This is a genomic window from Burkholderia sp. THE68, assembly GCF_009938265.1.
Classification (GTDB): Bacteria; Pseudomonadota; Gammaproteobacteria; order Burkholderiales; family Burkholderiaceae; genus Caballeronia.
In genome coordinates this window covers 1,354,713-1,372,603 of sequence record NZ_AP022315.1, presented here as the reverse complement: position 1 = coordinate 1,372,603, position 17,891 = coordinate 1,354,713, and the positions used below count along the sequence as shown (strand labels likewise).

Sequence of the window (17,891 nt, the reverse complement as noted above, 5' to 3'; positions counted from 1 at the left end):
GTCTCCGGGTTGGATCGTTGAGCGGCATCGCAGCCGTTACATGCACGACGATCCGCGCGCGTGAAAATCGACACGAACTTCGCGAATACCTCACAAATAACACGGCCCGACCTTGCGGACTTCGATGGTGCACCACTTCGCCGCCGGGCATTGCGCCGCGATCGCGACGGCTTGCGCATGCGTTTCGCAATCGAGCAGAAAGAAGCCGCCGATCATCTCCTTCGCTTCGGCGAAAGGGCCGTCGATGACGCGCGCATCGCCATCGACGTTCGTGACGCGCGCCGCGTCCTTTTGCGAGGTCAGCGATTCGACCGCGCGCAACACGCCGCGCGCCTTCAGTCCTTCGGCGAACTCGCCCATCTGGCGATACGCCTCGCGTCCCTCTTCCTGCGTGCGCTGGCCGCGCTGTTCGACCGGTTCCACGACGAGTAGCAAATAAGCCACGACGAGCCTCCGAAAGTTATCGATGGCGTCCAAGTTAAACCGTCGCGGGCGCATCGGCAAGAGCCGCCCTGCCTGCCTTTTTGCATCGCGTCTCTATCTCGATATTGACAAGCGCCAGCGCGCCACACGATACTGCGACACATGCACGCAGCCATCCTTTTCTCCATCGCCGCGATTAAAAACCGTATGAACGCCATGTGTGGCGGGTCATCGGGACAGCGTGTGCGCTAGCGAAACAGGCAAGCAGACAGATTCCGAAGGCCCCGCCGCAAGACGGGGCCTTCTTGTTTTTGCGTGCAAGGTTTCCGTCTTCGGCTCACATCATGGAGAGCAGAGATGGAAGAGGTATCGCAAGTTTGCGCGGGTCATGGCGCCGGCCACGGCGTGGCGTCGGGGCGCCTGAGCACAGCGGGCGCATCGGGCGCGCGCGTCGTGGTCTATGTCGAAGTGCATCCGCATCAGATGGTGTCCTGGCGGCTCACGCGCGACGCCGAACTGCGCGTGGCCGATGCGCGCGGGTGTTCGCTCTGGCTCACGCGTCATCGCGACCCGTACGACTACTGGATGAAGCCCGGCGATGTCGTGAGACTGTCGCGCGGCGAGCGCGTGTGGCTGTCGTCCGCGAGCGATGCGGCGATCGAAGTGTCGCTCACGTCGTATCGCACCGCGCCGCGCGGCTTGCTGCTGCGCTGGCTCGCGCGGTACTGGCCACGCATCGCGGGCCGGCATGCGAACGCGCTCTGACGATGCAGCCGCTCACGGCTCCACGCAACGGAAGCTCGCCGCGAGACTGATGCTGCCTTTGCCCATGTAGCGCGGATAGTTCGGATAACGGCATATCGGCCGCGTGCGTCCGTTGGTGGCGGGCGCGATGTCGCTGCCGATAAGCGTCTCGGGTCCGACGCCGTTGCTCACCCATTCGTCGAGCGCGCCGAGTTCGTCCCATGCGGGAATGAACACGCCGTTGCCATGCTGGAAGCCCGGCACCATGTAGAGCCGCATGAACGAGTCGACGGTGTCCTGGCCGTACCGGTCGATGAGTCCGCGATAGAACGCGATCGTCTGATTCGGGCTGATGACTTCGTCGGCGAGGCCGTGCATCGCGATGAGCTTGCCGCCGTGCGCGATGAACGCGGAGAAATCCGGGTTCATCGCGCCGACGGTATACGCGAGCGTGATGAGGCGCTGTTTGAAGCGGCCGGGATTGTCGAGGTCGAAGGTGAGCGCGCTGAAGCCGAGATCGCGCGTGACGAAGTGGCGGATATACGCGTCGCCTTGCGCGAACAGATAGCCGTTCGCGGCGAAGGTCGGCGGAGTTAGCAGTACCGGCGAGTCGCCGAGTCCGAGCGTTCCCGAGAAGTCGACGCCCTGAAAGACGTTGTAGCCCGGATAGCTATCGACGCCGTACGCGAGCGGATACGGCAGCGCGACGCCGTCGCGCAAGGTCTGAAGCGTGTCGATCTGCGCGTCCGACAGACAACTGTCGCGCAAGGACGGCCGCTGCCCGTTCGCGCAACGCAGCGACGCGATGATCTGCGGTTCCAGCTTCCTGCACGCCTCCACGTTGCTGACGATGCCGTCCGCCGCGCCGTCGAGCCGGTCGCATTCGTGCACGACGGTCTCGAACACGCGCCGCTGCTGCGCGACGCCGACGAAGCCGCCCGGTTTCGCATACGACGCCTGCCCGACCTTCACGCCCATCAGCCGCACGCCGGAGAAATTGATCGCGGGCGCGTTGGCGATCACGCCGTCGTAGTCGTTCGGAAAGCGCTCGATCACGGTGAAACCCTCGCGCCCGCCCGTCGAGCCGCCGGCGAAGTAGGTTTTTTCGGGCGTGCGCCCGTAGCCCATCTGGATCAGCGCAAGCGCGACATCGCGCGTTTTCTTGAGATGCCCGAAGCCGAAATTGACGATGGCTTCGTCGTTGCCCGCGAAGTCCGCTCGCCCCGCGCTGCCGACGTGGCCCGAATCCGAGCCGAACGTCGCGTAGCCGCGCGCGAGCGGCGTCGAGTCCGGCGCGAAAGGCATCGGGTCGGTGCCGGAGACGATCGTGCCGTTGTAACCGCCACCGCCCATCTGCAACGCGCGGCCGTTCCAGCGGCTCGGCAGGTTCACTTCGAAGCGGATGTCGGGCGTCGAATCCTGCAGCGCCTTGATGAACCCCGTGATGCGGCAATACTCGCCGTTGCGGTTGCCGGGCGCGGCCGCCTTCACGACCCAGGCGGAGACGATCGTCGCGCCGCGCGTCGGCAGCCCGATGATCGACGCAGGCACGATTTTGCCTTCGAGGTCGTCGCAGTGCTTCGTCACGTAGGCGGCCGCGTGGGCGCCCGAAAACGGCGCGAGCGCCATCACGACGAAGAACGCCGCGCAGCGAAACCGACCGGAAAAGGAAAGGGACAAGAAGCGGAACACGTCGTGGAAGTGGCTACTTCAAACGCCGCACAATATATAAGAACAGATTGGCGATAGCCATTCGGGTCTACCGGTCGTTGCAGCGGCACAACCGGCTTCCCTGCCCTCGCGGGCGCGCGTTCCGGGCATCATTCCCCGTCCCATTCGCCACGCAGGTCGCTGTTTTCGAGAAGCTGAAGCAAGGTTTCGGCCGGACGGCTCAGATGTTTCGCGCCGAACGCGATGAATTCCACTTCGGGCAATTCCGGCAGTTCCGCGCGATTCACGGGCGGCGCCAGTCCGCGCGCGGCCAGAAAATGCGAACGCACGGTCAGTCCGAGCCCGCCGCGCGCCGCGGCGATGCAGCCCGCGTGGCTGCTGCTGGTGCAGACCATCTGCCAGCTCGCGCCGGACATCGCCAGCGAATCGAGCACGACGCCTCGCGTGACGCTCGGCTCCGAGACGAGAATGAGCGGCAGCGGCCCGCTCGTATCGACGATGGTGCCGGGCTTGGCAAGCCATTCGAGCCGCCCGGAAAAAAGCCGCATGCCACGCGCGTCGCCCAGACGCCGCTTGCCGACCGCGAGATCGAGTTCTCCGGCATCGACCATCTGATACAGACGCCCCGTCATGCCGATGGTGATTTCCAGTTCGACGTCCGGATGGGTGTCGCGAAACGCCGCGAGCACGCTCGGCAGCGGCCCGAGCGCGATATCGTCCGATGAACCGAGCCGCACGCGCCCGCGCAGACGCGGCGAGCTGAACTGCGATTGCGCGTGCGCCATCGCTTCGAGGATCACGCGGGCGTGGACCAGCATGGCTTCGCCGTCGGCGGTAAGCGCGAGCGAATGCGTGTCGCGCACGAAAAGCCGCCGCCCGACGCTCTCTTCCAGACGCCGGATATGCTCGGACACGCTCGATTGCCGAAGCCCGAGCTGGCGGCCCGCGTCCGTGAAGCTGTGCGACGCGGCCACCGTCGCGAAAGTGTGCAACCAGACTGGATTGAGCATGCGCCATTGTGAACGGTAAAGACGATGACAGTCAATGTGGCCAGCGGGCTTCCCGATGACCTGCCAAGACACTAAGATTTCACAATGCGCGGCGGAAACCGGTTTCAAACGGCTTTCGGTGACTTCCAATATCCGCGCCTCAAGCACGTTGCCCCATCACATGACCAGACAGACCTCGCACACGGCGCTCCTTTGGATCGTCGCCGTGGGTTTTTTCATGCAGGCGCTCGACACGACGATCGTCAACACGGCGCTGCCGTCCATCGCGCGCAGTCTGAACGCCGCGCCGCTCGCGATGCAGTCGATCGTCGTCGCCTACACGCTGACGATGGCGCTCTTCACGCCCGCGTCCGGCTGGCTCGCCGACCGCTTCGGCACGCGCCGCGTCTATCTGGTCTCGATTTCGCTGTTCGTGTTCGGCTCGCTCGCCTGCGCGAACGCGCATTCGCTCAACCAGCTCGTGCTCGCGCGCGTGCTGCAAGGTATCGGCGGTTCGATGCTGCTGCCGATCGGACGTCTCGCCGTGTTGCGCGCCGTCTCCGGCGAAGCCTACGTCTCCGCGCTCGCGATGATTTCCGTCGCCGGCCAGGTCGGCCCGATTCTCGGCCCGACGCTCGGCGGCTGGTTCGTCGAGTCGTTTTCGTGGCACTGGATCTTCCTGATCAACGTGCCGATCGGCGCGGTCGGACTCTATGCGGTGCAGCGGTTCCTGCCGAACGACACGCTGCACGACGCGCCGCCGTTCGATTTCGTCGGCTGCGGATTGCTGTCGATGTGCATGGTGTCGTTCTCGCTCGCACTGGATTCGCCGGTCGAGACGCATCGCGGCGCGGTGTCGGCCGCGCTCTTCGCGCTCGCGGCGGTGTCGGCGTTCGCGTATGTGCCGTATGCGCGGCGCAAGCGCAATCCGCTCTTTCATCTCGCGCTCTTTCACGAGCCGAACTTCAGCGTCGGGCTGATCGGCAATCTGCTGTGCCGCATCGGTTCGAGCGCGGTGCCGTTCCTCTTGCCGCTGCTGATGCAGCTCGAACTCGGCTACAGCCCGCTGCATTCGGGGCTGATGATGCTGCCGATCGCCATCGCCGGCACCCTCAGCAAGCGCTGGATCGCGCAACTCGTGAAGCGGTACGGCTACGACACGTTCCTGCTCGTGAACACGGCGCTCGTGGGCGCGTCGATCGTCGCGTTTGCGCTGTTCTCGCCCACATTGCCGCTCGCCGTCGAGATCGCGATTCTCGTTGTGTTCGGCGCGTGCAATTCGATGCAGTTCGCCGCGATGAACAGCGTCACACTGAAAGGCCTCTCGATCAAGGACGCGGGCAGCGGCAACAGCCTCTTTTCGATGGTGCAGATGCTCGCGATCGGCCTCGGAGTATCGATCGGCGGCTCGCTCGTGCAAGTGTTTCAGGGTCCATTCTCGACCTCGACCGGCTTCCGGCTCAGCTTCGTGTGCATGGGCGTGGTGACTCTGCTGTCGGGCGTCGTGTTCCGCTATCTCGATGACGCGCCGCGCAGCGCCGCGCCGGCTCGCGTCGGCACGTCCTGACGCTTGCGGCTATTCTGTCGGTCCCAACGAAGTCGTTTTCTTCTGGAGCGCAACCGTGCAATACCGCAAATTCGGCAATACCGGTCTCACCGTTTCGCGTCTCACGCTCGGCACGATGACGTTCGGCCTCCAGACCGAGGAAGACGTGTCGCGCAGCATCATGGACCGCGCGGCCGACGCGGGCGTCAATTTCATCGATACGGCAAACGTGTATCCGCTCGGCAGCGGGCACGATCTCGCGGGCCGCACCGAGGAAATCGTCGGGCGCTGGCTCAAGGGGCGTCGCGACGATTACATCCTCGCGACCAAGGCCGTGCACGAAATGGGGCCGCTCGCGTGGCACAAGGGCGCATCGAGAAAACATCTGCTCGACGCGATCGATGCTTCGCTCAAGCGCCTCGACACCGATTACGTCGATCTGTACCAGCTCCACACCGACGACCGCGACACGCCGCTCGACGAAACCCTCGAAGCGCTCGATATCATCGTGCGGCAGGGCAAGGCGCGTTATATCGGCGTGTCGAACTTTCTGGCGTATCGGCTCGCGCGCGCGCTCGGGCGCTCGGACGTGTTGCGCGCCGCGCGTTTCGTTTCGGTGCAGCCGCGTTACAACCTGCTGTTCCGGCAGATCGAACGCGAACTGCTGCCGCTCGCGACCGAGGAAAATCTCGCCGTGATTCCGTACAACCCGCTCGCGGGCGGATTGCTGACAGGCAAGCACAAATACGATGCGGGCCCGAGCGAAGGCCGCTTCACCGGCGCGGTCGGCAAGGCGGGCGTGACGTACACGGAGCGCTACTGGCACGAACGCGAGTTTCACACCATCGAGCAGATCAACAAGATCGTCGCGCCGACGGGACGTTCGCTCGCAAGCACGGCGCTCGCGTGGGTGCTGGCGAATCCGGCGGTGACCTCGGCGATCATCGGCGCGAGCCGGCCGGATCAGTTGAACGAGACGCTCGCGGCCGTCGATCAGCCGATCGATCCGGAAATCAAGGCGAAGCTCGACGAGGCGACGGTCGAATATCGTTTCGGCGACGCCTTGCGCTGATCCTTGCGTCAGAGGCGGGCCGCGCGCGCCCGAAAGAAGCCTTCGAGCGAGTAGATCGCGAGCGCGGTCCAGATCGCGCCGTAGCCGATCAGTTGATCGTGGCCGAAGAACTCCTGATAGATCACGACGCCGATCAGCAGTTGCAGCGTCGGCGTGATGTACTGGATGAGACCGAGCATCGATAGCGGAATGCGACGCGCGCCGGCCGCGAACAGCAGCAAGGGCACGGCGGTCACGGGCCCGGCTGCCGCGAGCAACAGTTTCACGCCGAGCGATGCGTGCGCGAAGCCGCTGCCGCCGTGCGAGTTCAGAAAGAACAGATAAAGCAGCGCGACGGGACACAGCAGCATGGTTTCGAGCGTGAGCCCTTCCAACGCGCCGAGCGACGCGGTCTTGCGCAAGAGGCCATAGCCGCCGAAGGTCAGCGCGAGCGCGAGGCTGATCCACGGCGGCGCGCCGTTCACCCATGTCAGCCACAGGACGCCGAGCGCGGCGATCGTCACTGCGATCCATTGCAGCGGCCGCAGCCGCTCGTGCAGGAACGCCATTCCGAACAGCACGTTGATGAGCGGATTGATGAAGTAGCCGAGACTCGCCTCGACGATTCGCCCGTCGTTCACCGCCCAGATATAGATGCCCCAGTTCGCCGACAGCAGCACGGCGCTCGCCGCAAAGCGCGCGAGCAGGCGCCGGTCGCGCAGAACCGGCCCTAGCCACTTCCACTGATGACGCACGGTCAGCACGATCAGCAGGAAGGCCATCGACCATGCCATGCGATGCGCGAGCATCTCCACCGCGCCGATCGAATGCAGGGCCTTGAAGTAGATCGGGAAAAGGCCCCAGATGGCAAAAGCCGCGAATGCGTAGACGACGCCTGGATTCATTGTTCGATGCGTAGAGCGGACATGGCCTCCCGGCTAGCCGGAAAGCGATCCGCAAGGAATGGAAGCCGGATTTTAGTCGACGCGCGGGGTCAGGCTCCAGCGGCGCGCGAACCTTGGGAGAGATTCTTGCTCGAACCCGGAGCGCGAAAACCGTTCGAGGGCCCGTGATAGCATGGCTCGCCTCGCGCGAACGCTTCTCGCCCTTCTGCCCGCCTTACCGGTCGATAATGGATAACCACACCGTACATCAGAATTTCTTTCACATCCTGTTGTTCGTCGTGACGCTCGCGCTTGCGTGGGTGTTGCTGCCGTTTTTCGGCGCGATCTTCTGGGGTGCGATTCTCGCGATCCTGTTTCAGCCGATGCAGCGCTATCTCGCCGCGCGTTTCGGCAAGCGCCGCAATCTCGCCGCGCTGACGACGCTGGCCGCCGCGATTCTCATCGTCATCATTCCGCTTGCTGTGGTCGCGGTGACGCTGGTGCAGGAAATCGCCCTCGTCTATGCGCGCATCAAGAGCGGCGAGCTGAATTTCGGGCTTTACTTTCAGCATGTCCTGCATGCGCTGCCGGTATCGGTTCAGCAACTGCTCGGGCGTTTCGGGCTCGACGACATCCCCGGCATACAGCGCAAGCTGATGGAAGGCGCTTCGCAGATCAGCCAGTTTGCGGCGACGCAGGCGCTGTCGATCGGACAGAACACGTTTCAGTTCGTCGTCAGTTTCGGCGTGATGCTGTATCTCGTGTTCTTCTTGCTGCGCGATGGCGGCGAGATCGGCCGGCGCATCCGGCGCGCGATCCCGCTGGACGCGGAGCCCAAGCAACATCTGATCGTGAAGTTCACCACGGTGGTGCGCGCGACGGTCAAGGGCAATATCGCGGTCGCGGCGGTGCAGGGGTTTCTCGGCGGGATGATTTTCTGGATTCTGGGCATCGGCGGGTCGCTGCTGTGGGGCGTGCTGATGGCGTTTCTTTCGCTGCTGCCCGCAGTCGGCGCGGCGATCATCTGGGTGCCCGCGGCGCTCTATTTCTTCATGACGGGAGCGATTTTCAAGGGGCTGATTCTCGTCGTGTTCTGCGTGGTGGTGATCGGGCTCGTCGATAACGTGCTGCGGCCGATTCTCGTCGGCAAGGATACGAAGATGCCTGATTGGGTCGTGCTTATTTCGACGCTCGGCGGGATGGCGCTGTTCGGGATCAACGGGTTTGTGATCGGGCCGCTGGTGGCGGCGCTGTTCATGGCGAGCTGGGATCTGTTTTCGCAGGATCAGGCGAATTTGTAGCGGGTGTTCGGCGCGCTCGACGCGCGTGATGCAGTGCAGACGCCATTAAAAAACCGGCCCACAAGGAGCCGGTTCAACTTGCCTTCAACGAAACAAACCCTACCGCACATTCGGCGCCACATACCGGCAATCGAACCGCTTCCTCACCGTGCCATTCTCATCGACGCTTTCCAGATAAACATCGAACTGCCACAAGCGCGCCATGTGCTTGAGCACTTCGTCGCTATCGTTCGCGAGATGGCGATTATCGGTCATGAAGTGACGCAGCGTCAGACTCCGATCACCGCGCGTATTCACCGAATACACCTGAATATTCGGCTCGCGATGATGAATATCATACTGTCGCGACAACGCCTGGCGCACATACCGATACCCGCTGCCGTCATGAATCGCCGACACTTCCAGCGCGTCGCGCATGTCGTCGTCGAGAATCGAGAATAGACGCATCTCGCGAATCAGGTGCGGAGACAGATACTGCGCGATGAAACTCTCATCCTTGAAATTACGCATCGCGTAATGCAGGGACTCCAGCCAGTCGCTGCCCGCGAGCTCCGGGAACCATTCGCGGTCTTCGTCCGTCGGGTTTTCGCAGATGCGGCGGATATCGCTCATCATCGAAAAGCCGAGCGCGTACGGATTGATGCCGCTGTAATACGGTTTCGTCACCGGCGGCTGATACACGACGTTCGAGTGCGAATGCAGAAACTCCATCATGAAGCTGTCTTCGAGACGGCCTTCGTTGTAGAGCGTATTCAGCAGCGTGTAATGCCAGAACGTCGCCCAGCCTTCGTTCATGACCTGCGTCTGCCGCTGCGGATAAAAATACTGGCCGATCTTGCGCACGATGCGAATGACTTCGCGCTCCCACGGCTCCAGCAACGGCGCGTTCTTCTCCGCGAAGTACAACAGATTCTCCTGCGGCTCCGGCGGATAGCGGCTTTCGGTTTCTTCCGCGGTCGGCTCCTTGCCCTTCGGCAAGGTGCGCCACAGTTCGTTGACCTGCGATTGCAGATACGCTTCACGCTCGCGCCGCATCGCGGCTTCCTTCGCCAGCGACAGCTTTTGCGGCCGCTTGTAGCGATCGACGCCGTAGTTCATCAGCGCGTGACACGAGTCGAGCAGTTCCTCCACGCGATCCAGACCATACCGCTCCTCGCACTCGGCGATGTAATTCTTCGCATAGACGAGGTAATCGATGATCGCGTGCGCGTCCGTCCACAGACGGAACAGATAGTTGCCCTTGAAAAACGAGTTGTGCCCGTACGCCGCGTGGGCGATCACGAGCGCCTGCATCGTCATGGTGTTCTCTTCCATGAGATACGCGATGCAGGGATTCGAGTTGATCACGATTTCGTACGCGAGGCCCATCTGCCCGCGCCGATAGCCTTTCTCCGTCGCAAGAAAGTGCTTGCCGAACGACCAGTGCCGATAATTCACCGGCATGCCGACGGAAGCATAGGCATCCATCATCTGCTCGGAGCTGATGATCTCGAGCTGGATGGGATAGGTGTCGAGACCATAGCGATTCGCGACGCGGGAAATTTCGGCGTCGTATTCCTCGATCAGCTCGACCGTCCAGTCCGACGGGCACGGCAATGGCCGCCGCTTCTCTGCAACATTCATTCTGCCTTCCTCGTGCGCCTCTTCCATGTCTGCGGACGCCTTGCGTTGTCCCGCTTCGGGACCGAGCCGGGAAGCAAGACGATCGTCCGTGCTTTCCAGCTGATACCCCCGCGTTTCGTTTTGCAAATGCCCGCTCGTCATGCGGCCGCCTGCTGCTTTTCGAACAGCTCGCGGAACACCGGGTAGATGTCCGCGGCCGAATCGACTTTTTTCATCGCCAGTTCGGGCGCGCCCATGGCCAGCTGAGCATACTCCAGCCAGAGATTCTGCTCTTCCGGCGCTACTTGAATATAGGCAAAATACCGGACCTTCGGCAGGATGTCTTCCGCCAGCAGCTTGCGGCACTTCGGGGAATCGTCCGTCCAGTTGTCGCCGTCGGATGCCTGCGCGCCGTAAATGTTCCATTCAGTCGGCGAGTAACGCTCGTCCATGATCTTCTTCATGAGTTCGAGCGCGCTCGACACAACCGTGCCGCCGCTTTCCGTCGAATGGAAGAACGTCTCCTCGTCCACTTCCTCGGCGCGCGTATGGTGCCGGATGAACACGACTTCGATCTTCTCGTAGTTGCGTTGCAGGAACAGATACAAGAGGATGAAGAAGCGCTTGGACAAGTCCTTGCGCTGCTCGTCCATCGAGCCCGAAACGTCCATCAGGCAGAACATCACCGCCTTGCTCGATGGCGTGGGCTGCTTCACGCGGTTGATATAGCGCAGATCGAACGGATCGATGAACGGAATGCGCGTGATGCGGCCCTGCATGATGACGATGTCCGCTTCGAGCCGCGCGATCTCTTCCGGCTCGGCGCCCTCTTCCTTCAACTGTTCGAGCTGGCGTTCCATCTCGCGCAACTGCGACGCGAGCGGCCAGCCCAGCGCGATGCGACGCCCGAGCGCGCTGCGCAACGATCTCACCACATCGATATTGTTCGGCGTGCCTTCCGCCGCCCAGCCCGCGCGCACGTTCTTCCACGTCGGCACGGCCAGCAACTGGGTCTTCACGAGGCGTGGCAGTTCGAGATCGTCGAAGAAATACTGCATGAATTCTTCGCGCGACAGTTCAAAGACGAAATCATCCTGCCCTTCGCCCTCGTTGCTGGCGCTCTTGCCGCCGCCTCCCGCACCGCCCGGCGGACGCGGAATCTTGTCGCCGCGAATGTAATCGGCGTTGCCCGGATGGACGAACTCACGCTTGCCGCCCGGTCCGTGACGGAACGACGGTTCGGAGATGTCCTTCTTGGGGATCGTGATGCTTTGCGTGCTTTGAATGTCTTTGATGCTGCGATCACGCACCGCGTCGGAAACCGCGCGGCGAATGTAACTCTTGACGCGTCGCAGGAAGCGTTCGCGGTTGGCGATGCTCTTGTTCTTGCCGGCTAACCTGCGGTCGATGATTTGGTGCAGCACATCCAGTCTCCCGCGTTATGGGCGAGGTTGAGAGGCGCTGCGCGATCCAACGGCGGTGCGCGGCGTCTTTCGTCTCGCAAAGTGTCCATTGGACCGCCTGGACGCAATCCGCACGCCTGAGCGGTATGGACATTCTAACTATCGCTTTTGCGCGGGACGGGAGCCGAGCGCCAAGCGCGCCCACTCCCGTCATTCCCTACTCTACATCACGACGACTTGCGCACGCGCAGATACCAGTCGCACAGCAGGCGCACCTGCTTCGGCGTGTAGCCCTTCGCGACCATGCGATTGACGAAGTCCTCGTGCTTGCGTTGCTCTTCGGCCGATCCCTTTGCGTTGAACGAAATCACCGGCAGAAGTTCTTCCGTATTGGAGAACATCTTCTTCTCGATCACCACGCGCAGCTTCTCGTAGCTGATCCACGCGGGGTTTTTGCCGCCGTTGGCCGCGCGTGCGCGCAACACGAAGTTCACGATTTCGTTGCGGAAATCCTTCGGGTTGCTGATGCCTGCGGGCTTCTCGATCTTCTCCAGTTCGGCGTTCAATGCCGCGCGGTCGAAGCTCTCGCCGGTGTCGTGATCGCGGAACTCCTGATCCTGAATCCAGAAGTCGGCGTACGTCACATAGCGGTCGAAGATGTTTTGTCCATACTCCGAATACGACTCCAGATAAGCGGTCTGAATCTCCTTGCCGATGAACTCGGCATAGCGCGAAGCCAGCACGTCCTTGATGAACGACAGATACTTCTGCTCCGTTTCCGGCGGGAACTGCTCGCGCTCGATCTGCTGTTCGAGCACGTACATCAGATGCACCGGGTTCGCGGCGACCTCGCTCGAATCGAAGTTGAAGACGCGCGACAGGATCTTGAACGCGAAGCGCGTGGAGACGCCCGTCATGCCTTCGTCGACACCCGCGTAATCGCGATACTCCTGATACGACTTCGCCTTCGGGTCCGTGTCCTTCAGGTTCTCGCCATCGTAGACCTGCATCTTCGAAAACAGGCTCGAGTTCTCCGGTTCGTGCAGTCGCGTGAGCACGGCCATCTGCGCCATCATCTTGAGCGTGCCCGGTGCGCAAACCGCCTCGGCGAGGGACGAATTGCGCAGCAGCTTCTCGTAGATCTTGATCTCTTCGCCGTAGCGCAGGCAGTACGGCACCTTCACCACGAAGATACGGTCGAGCAGTGCTTCGTTGTTCTTGTTGTTGCGGAACGCCTTCCACTCCGACTCGTTCGAGTGCGCGAGGATGACGCCGTCGAACGGAATCGCGCCGAAGCCTTCCGTGCCCTTGAAGTTGCCTTCCTGGGTCGCGGTGAGCAGCGGGTGCAGCACCTTGATCGGCGCCTTGAACATTTCGACGAATTCGAGCAGGCCCTGGTTGGCGAGGCACAGGCCGCCGGAATAGCTGTATGCGTCCGCGTCGTCCTGCGAATAGGTTTCGAGCTTGCGGATGTCCACCTTGCCGACGAGCGACGAGATGTCCTGATTGTTCTCGTCACCCGGTTCCGTCTTGGCAATGCCGATCTGGCGAAGGATCGACGGATAGCGGCGCACCACGCGGAACTTGCGGATGTCGCCGTTGTACTCGTGCAGGCGCTTCACGGCCCACGGCGAGAGGATGCTCTTGAGATAGCGGCGCGGAATGCCGTACTGCTCTTCGAGCACCGGGCCGTCCTCGTCGTAATCGAAGAGGCCGAGCGGCGATTCGTTGACGGGCGAGCCCTTGAGCGAATAGAACGGCACGCGCTCCATGAGCTGCTTCAGCCGTTCGGCGATCGACGACTTGCCGCCGCCCACCGGACCCAGCAGATAAAGAATCTGCTTCTTTTCTTCGAGACCCTGCGACGCGTGCCGGAAGTACGACACCACGTTCTCGATCACGTCCTCCATGCCGTAGAACTCGCGGAACGCGGGGTACACCTTGATGTTCTTGTTTGCAAACACACGCGATAAACGCGGGTCGAGGCGAGTGTCGACCATCTCCGGTTCCCCGATGGCCGTCAACATGCGTTCGCCCGCTGTTGCGTATGTGGCCGGATCTTCTTTGCAGAGCGCGAGATACTCTTCGAGCGAGAATTCCTCCTCGCGGGTTTTTTCGAAGCGGGTCGCGAAACTGCTGTAGATATCCATGCTACCTCCTCGCCGAAGTCAGAAAGCTATGCCGTGCGCAACGCGCGTAATCGAAACGACATCGCTTGAAATCATCCTAAACCCTTTCGAATTTTTTTTCACGCACTTGCGTTGTTCATTTGCTTCGAAGAATTCCTAGCTTGGTGAGTTATTTTCGTTCACCTACAATCCTCATCCCAATGACTCTATCCTCTTGCTCGACATCGTTCCTGCCTGTTCGTTGCCGCGCGCTCCCCGCTACATATCCACTGGTCTTGTCCGCCAATGCGACCTTGCTCACGCTGGCGCGCGGTCATCAATAACCGTTCCCGATGTATGGTGTTTCCGTCCTCATGCGAGCACCAGTTCCAGTTCGCCGATGCGATCGATCGCGCCATGCAGCATCGCCGGTCCGTCGACGCGAACCGCGCCGGTGTAGGAGCCTGTGGTGATCGTCCAGAAGGGTTCGACGGTCAAACCCATGCGGGAACAATGGTTGACGAGCCACGGCAGCAATTCGCGCGGGTCGCCTGCCGGATTGCCGAGCGCGGCCGGCGCGATCGATACGCCATCGAGCGTGAATTCCAGGCGCGGCGTGAGGAAGTCGAAGCCCGGCGCGATCACGTCATAAGGCTCCATACCAGATACGACGAGCGCGCCGTTGTTCTGCGAATCCGCGAGCTGGGCGAGCGGGTCGAGATTGGGCCACTGCGCGAAACGGCTGTCGACCACTTCGAGCGCGACCGCGATGCCGCCGATCGCATCGAACACTTCGTCGCGCGTGTAAGGGTCGTGCCGCGCGGGCAGCGCATACGCGAAGCGAAACGCAATCTCGAGTTCCACCAGCACGCGAAAGAACGATTCGAAGGGCAGCCGCGCCGGTGAAACATGGACCAGCGCGGCGTCGATCGGCGCGCCCGTGGCGAGCGCGTCGGGCGCGCGGGCGCCGATCTTCCACGCGCCGATGCGCCCATCCGACTCTCTCAGCATCTCGTGCTGGATCGCGTAGGCGGTGGGCGTGTCGGCCGGAAGGTCGGCGGGCTCCAGCACGTCGATCAGTTGATGCCGGCGGCGGGCGTCCGCGAGTTTCGCGGCGAGTGTCGATCCGGTCATGTTCATATCCTCGAGTGAACGGTGACGCACACCCGTCAGTGTACGGGTTACCGGATCGGCATTGGTCGCGCGCGTGTGGATTCGCGCGCATTCGCATCATGCGCCGCTCAGAAGGTCTCCCAGTCGCCGCCTGCGTCCGCCGTCGCCGCCGTCCGGGGCGCGCCCGCCGGCACGGGCGCGGCGCGCTTCGCCGGCGCCGCCGCGACGGGCTTTCGCACGACGCGCGCGGCCACCGTTGCAGGCGATGCAATGTTCACTGCCGGCGCGGATTTCGTCACGGCGGGCGTGACGCTGTCCGCGACCTGGAACACCGCCACTGCCTGCCGCAGCCGCGCGGCCTGATCTTCGAGCGACTGCGCGGCGGCGGCCGCCTCCTCGACGAGCGCCGCGTTCTGCTGCGTCACTTCGTCCATCTGCGTGACGGCGCGCGACACCTGATCGATGCCGCTCGACTGCTCCTCCGACGCCGCCGCGATTTCGCCCATGATGTCGGTCACGCGCTGCACGGCGCCGATGATCTCGCTCATCGTGCGGCCCGCTTCGTCGACGAGCGTCGTGCCGGTCCGCACGCGCGCCACCGAGGTGTCGATCAGTTCCTTGATTTCCTTCGCCGCCGCCGACGAGCGCTGCGCCAGGCTGCGCACCTCGCCCGCGACCACCGCGAAGCCACGCCCTTCCTCGCCCGCGCGCGCCGCCTCGACCGCCGCATTGAGCGCGAGAATGTTGGTCTGGAACGCGATGCCCTCGATGATCGTGATGATGTCCGCGATCTTCGACGAGCTGCCGTTGATCTCCCGCATGGTATCGACGACCTGCGTGACCACCGCGCTGCCCTTGCCCGCGATCTCCGACGCGTTCGCCGCCAGCGCGCTCGCCTGCCGCGCGTTGTCGGCGTTCTGGCGGACGGTGCCGGTCAGCTCTTCCATGCTCGACGCGGTTTCCTGCAGCGCCGACGCCTGTTCTTCGGTGCGCGACGACAGATCGGTATTGCCTGCGGCGATCTGCTGCGTCGCCGAAGCGATCGATTCGCTGCCCGAGCGCACGGTGCGCACCGTCGTCAGCAGGCTCGTGCGCATCCTGGCGAGGCCTTCGAGCAACTGCCCCATTTCGTCGCGCGACGTGACGACGACCTCGCGGCGCAGATCGCCTGCGGCGATCGCCTCGAAGTGGCCGAGCGCGGCTTCGAGCGGCCGCGCGATCGCGCGCCGCAGCGACACCCACGCGAACGCGGCCGCCGCCATGCCGAGCGCGACGGCGGCAAGGCTCAGCGCGCGGAACCACAGGAAGCGGCTTTGCGTCTCCTCGTAGCTCTTCTTCGACGCTTCGGTCAGAAACTTGCGCAGCGCGTCGTTCGCGTTGGCGAGTTCGTTATAGGTGGACTGCATCGACTTGGCGTTCGCGATGATGCCGTCGTGATCGTTCGCCAGCACCGCCGCGATGCCCTTGTCGACGACGCCTTGCAGCGCGAGACGCCGGTCCTGCGCCGTCTCGGCGAGACGCCTTTCCTCCGGCGACTGCGGCAGCGACGTGTATTCCTTCCAGAAGCCGTCGGCGCGCTCGCGCATCATGCGCGCGCGCTCGACGGTCGCGGCCACTTCGGGCGTGCCGGCGAGCAGCGCCGCGCGGTCGAACACGAGCCGCTCGCGCGCCGCGTACATTTCCGCGTTGCCGACCGCGATCGCGGCGGGCATCTGCACGGCGTAGGTGTTGAGGAACGCGCCGTTCGAATGGCTCATGCCGGTGAGCCCCAGCGCGCCGATCGCGATGAGCAGCGCACCCAGAAACGCCATCGAGATGCCGAGGCGCGCCTTGATCGTCAAAGCCTTTTTCATTGAGTTTTCCCTGATGCCGCTTGCGAGCGGGTCTCCCGGCCGATTTGACGGCCGGCGCGCGGGACATTGCCCGAAAACGCGCCGGCTGACGTCCGCGCGGCCGATGCGCGCCGTCCTTTCCGTCGATGGGGCGTGCGCGCGAGGATCGCGCGTCCGCTATCGACGTAAACGGCGCGAAAGCCTGGGCACTTGAGGGAATTGTTTCGTATGAAAAGAAAACGGCGCGTCAGGCGCGCCGTTTTTCAACGTACATTGAAAAGTTATGCGGAAATTTCGCTGCGGTGCGGAATCGACGGTTGCGCCCCTTCGCGTGTGACCGCGATGGCGGCGGCGCGCTGGCCGAAGCCGATCGCATCCATCGCGGCCGCGCCGCGCGCGAGTTCCGCCGCGAAGCCCCCGATGAAAGTATCGCCGGCGGCGGTCGTATCGACGGCGTCGACTTGCGGCGAGGGCAGATGCACGCCGTCATCGCCCGCGCCGTCGAGCAGCGCGAGCACGCCTTGCGCGCCGAGCGTCACGATCACGTTGCGCGCGCCCTTCGCCTTGAGCGCCTGCGCGGCGCGGCGCGCGTCGTCCGGCGTGTCGATGGCGACGCCCGACAGCGTCGCCGCTTCCAGTTCGTTCGGAATCAGATAGTCGATGAGCGGAAACCAGTCCGGCGGCAGCTTGCGCGCGGCGGGCGCGGGATTGAGCACGGTCACGCGTTTGAGCCGCCGGCCGGTGGCGAGCGCGGCGCGCACGGTTTCCAGCGGCGTTTCGAGCTGACAGACGACGACGTCGGCTTGCGCGAGCAGCGCTTCGTGCGCCTCGATGCGCGTGGGCGATACCTCGGCATTGCTGCCCGCGACGATGACGATGGCGTTCTGGCTCGCGTCATCGACGACGATGAGCGCGACGCCCGTCGGCGCGTGTGCGCTGGTCGCGAGCGCGGTGCAGTCGATGCCCTCCGCTTCCAGGCTGGCCTTGAGCGTCGCGCCGTTCGAGTCGTTACCGACGCAGCCGATCATCGTGACCTGGGCGCCCAGCCGTGCCGCCGCGACCGCCTGATTGCCGCCCTTGCCGCCCGGCACCTGCGCGAACGCGTGCCCGGCGAGCGTCTCGCCCGGCCGCGGCAGCCGCGGCGCGCGCGCGACGAGATCCATGTTGAGACTGCCGACCACGGTCACGCGGCCGGTCCTGCCTGCATCGCCCATCTCGTTTCCT

At 63.6% G+C, this 17,891-nt stretch carries 14 protein-coding genes; 4 read left to right on the top strand and 10 right to left on the bottom strand.

The window, feature by feature from the left end; translation table 11 throughout:
- Positions 1–90 precede the first annotated feature (90 nt).
- Entirely contained in the window at positions 91–444 is a 354-nt protein-coding gene (locus BTHE68_RS06505; protein ID WP_162065640.1) for a YciI family protein, read from the bottom strand.
- Between the two features lie 336 nt (positions 445–780).
- Between BTHE68_RS06505 and BTHE68_RS06500 the strand changes: the two genes are divergently transcribed.
- On the top strand, positions 781–1,188 hold the full coding sequence (locus tag BTHE68_RS06500; RefSeq protein ID WP_162065639.1) for a DUF2917 domain-containing protein: 408 nt from the start codon (positions 781–783) through the stop codon (positions 1,186–1,188).
- A 12-nt stretch (positions 1,189–1,200) separates the two neighbouring features.
- Here the strand turns inward: BTHE68_RS06500 and BTHE68_RS06495 are convergent, their stop codons facing one another.
- Together BTHE68_RS06495 and BTHE68_RS06490 are read right to left on the bottom strand one after the other, a co-directional pair.
- Positions 1,201–2,796 (bottom strand): tannase/feruloyl esterase family alpha/beta hydrolase, encoded by a 1,596-nt coding sequence (locus BTHE68_RS06495; RefSeq protein WP_232077930.1) that lies wholly within the window; start codon positions 2,794–2,796, stop codon positions 1,201–1,203.
- Positions 2,797–2,987: 191 nt separating this feature from the next.
- A complete protein-coding gene (locus BTHE68_RS06490) occupies positions 2,988–3,848 on the bottom strand; it encodes a LysR family transcriptional regulator (RefSeq protein WP_061176090.1) in 861 nt (286 codons plus the stop codon).
- A 160-nt stretch (positions 3,849–4,008) separates the two neighbouring features.
- Here BTHE68_RS06490 and BTHE68_RS06485 point away from each other — a divergent pair, with 160 nt between their 5' ends.
- Complete coding sequence (locus BTHE68_RS06485) at positions 4,009–5,394, top strand: DHA2 family efflux MFS transporter permease subunit (protein ID WP_162065637.1); 1,386 nt, start codon at positions 4,009–4,011, stop codon at positions 5,392–5,394.
- 55 nt (positions 5,395–5,449) lie between these two features.
- Entirely contained in the window at positions 5,450–6,445 is a 996-nt protein-coding gene (locus BTHE68_RS06480) for an aldo/keto reductase (RefSeq protein ID WP_162065636.1), read from the top strand.
- 8 nt (positions 6,446–6,453) lie between these two features.
- Here BTHE68_RS06480 and rarD read toward each other — a convergent pair whose 3' ends face one another.
- Positions 6,454–7,329 carry an EamA family transporter RarD gene (gene rarD, locus BTHE68_RS06475; protein ID WP_162065635.1) on the bottom strand — a complete coding sequence of 292 codons (876 nt, stop codon included), beginning with the start codon at positions 7,327–7,329 and terminating at the stop codon, positions 6,454–6,456.
- A 227-nt stretch (positions 7,330–7,556) separates the two neighbouring features.
- Here rarD and BTHE68_RS06470 point away from each other — a divergent pair, with 227 nt between their 5' ends.
- Positions 7,557–8,609, top strand: coding sequence for an AI-2E family transporter (locus BTHE68_RS06470; RefSeq protein ID WP_162065634.1), 1,053 nt, complete (start codon positions 7,557–7,559; stop codon positions 8,607–8,609).
- Positions 8,610–8,708: 99 nt separating this feature from the next.
- Here the strand turns inward: BTHE68_RS06470 and BTHE68_RS06465 are convergent, their stop codons facing one another.
- The 6 genes from BTHE68_RS06465 to rbsK all read right to left on the bottom strand — a co-directional run bounded on the left by BTHE68_RS06465 (position 8,709) and on the right by rbsK (position 17,881).
- Positions 8,709–10,259 carry a SpoVR family protein gene (locus tag BTHE68_RS06465; protein WP_502710581.1) on the bottom strand — a complete coding sequence of 517 codons (1,551 nt, stop codon included), beginning with the start codon at positions 10,257–10,259 and terminating at the stop codon, positions 8,709–8,711.
- 110 nt (positions 10,260–10,369) lie between these two features.
- Positions 10,370–11,635 carry a YeaH/YhbH family protein gene (locus BTHE68_RS06460; protein ID WP_162065632.1) on the bottom strand — a complete coding sequence of 422 codons (1,266 nt, stop codon included), beginning with the start codon at positions 11,633–11,635 and terminating at the stop codon, positions 10,370–10,372.
- 206 nt (positions 11,636–11,841) lie between these two features.
- Positions 11,842–13,764, bottom strand: coding sequence for a PrkA family serine protein kinase (locus BTHE68_RS06455; protein WP_162065631.1), 1,923 nt, complete (start codon positions 13,762–13,764; stop codon positions 11,842–11,844).
- Positions 13,765–14,094: 330 nt separating this feature from the next.
- Positions 14,095–14,856, bottom strand: coding sequence for a hydratase (locus BTHE68_RS06450; protein ID WP_162065630.1), 762 nt, complete (start codon positions 14,854–14,856; stop codon positions 14,095–14,097).
- Positions 14,857–14,963: 107 nt separating this feature from the next.
- Complete coding sequence (locus BTHE68_RS06445; protein ID WP_162065629.1) at positions 14,964–16,688, bottom strand: methyl-accepting chemotaxis protein; 1,725 nt, start codon at positions 16,686–16,688, stop codon at positions 14,964–14,966.
- A 260-nt stretch (positions 16,689–16,948) separates the two neighbouring features.
- Positions 16,949–17,881, bottom strand: coding sequence for a ribokinase (gene rbsK, locus BTHE68_RS06440; protein ID WP_162065628.1), 933 nt, complete (start codon positions 17,879–17,881; stop codon positions 16,949–16,951).
- Positions 17,882–17,891: the final 10 nt, after the last annotated feature.

Bases quoted from the DNA above. Each gene is read 5' to 3' on its own strand.
- BTHE68_RS06450 (WP_162065630.1), bottom strand. From the start codon at position 14,856: ATGACCGGATCGACACTCGCCGCGAAACTCGCGGACGCCCGCCGCCGG.
- BTHE68_RS06490 (WP_061176090.1), bottom strand. From the start codon at position 3,848: ATGCTCAATCCAGTCTGGTTGCACACTTTCGCGACGGTGGCCGCGTCG.
- BTHE68_RS06465 (WP_502710581.1), bottom strand. From the start codon at position 10,259: ATGGAAGAGGCGCACGAGGAAGGCAGAATGAATGTTGCAGAGAAGCGG.
- BTHE68_RS06500 (WP_162065639.1), top strand. From the start codon at position 781: ATGGAAGAGGTATCGCAAGTTTGCGCGGGTCATGGCGCCGGCCACGGC.
- rbsK (WP_162065628.1), bottom strand. From the start codon at position 17,881: ATGGGCGATGCAGGCAGGACCGGCCGCGTGACCGTGGTCGGCAGTCTC.
- BTHE68_RS06470 (WP_162065634.1), top strand. From the start codon at position 7,557: ATGGATAACCACACCGTACATCAGAATTTCTTTCACATCCTGTTGTTC.
- BTHE68_RS06495 (WP_232077930.1), bottom strand. From the start codon at position 2,796: ATGGCGCTCGCGCCGTTTTCGGGCGCCCACGCGGCCGCCTACGTGACG.
- rarD (WP_162065635.1), bottom strand. From the start codon at position 7,329: ATGAATCCAGGCGTCGTCTACGCATTCGCGGCTTTTGCCATCTGGGGC.
- BTHE68_RS06485 (WP_162065637.1), top strand. From the start codon at position 4,009: ATGACCAGACAGACCTCGCACACGGCGCTCCTTTGGATCGTCGCCGTG.
- BTHE68_RS06455 (WP_162065631.1), bottom strand. From the start codon at position 13,764: ATGGATATCTACAGCAGTTTCGCGACCCGCTTCGAAAAAACCCGCGAG.
- BTHE68_RS06445 (WP_162065629.1), bottom strand. From the start codon at position 16,688: ATGAAAAAGGCTTTGACGATCAAGGCGCGCCTCGGCATCTCGATGGCG.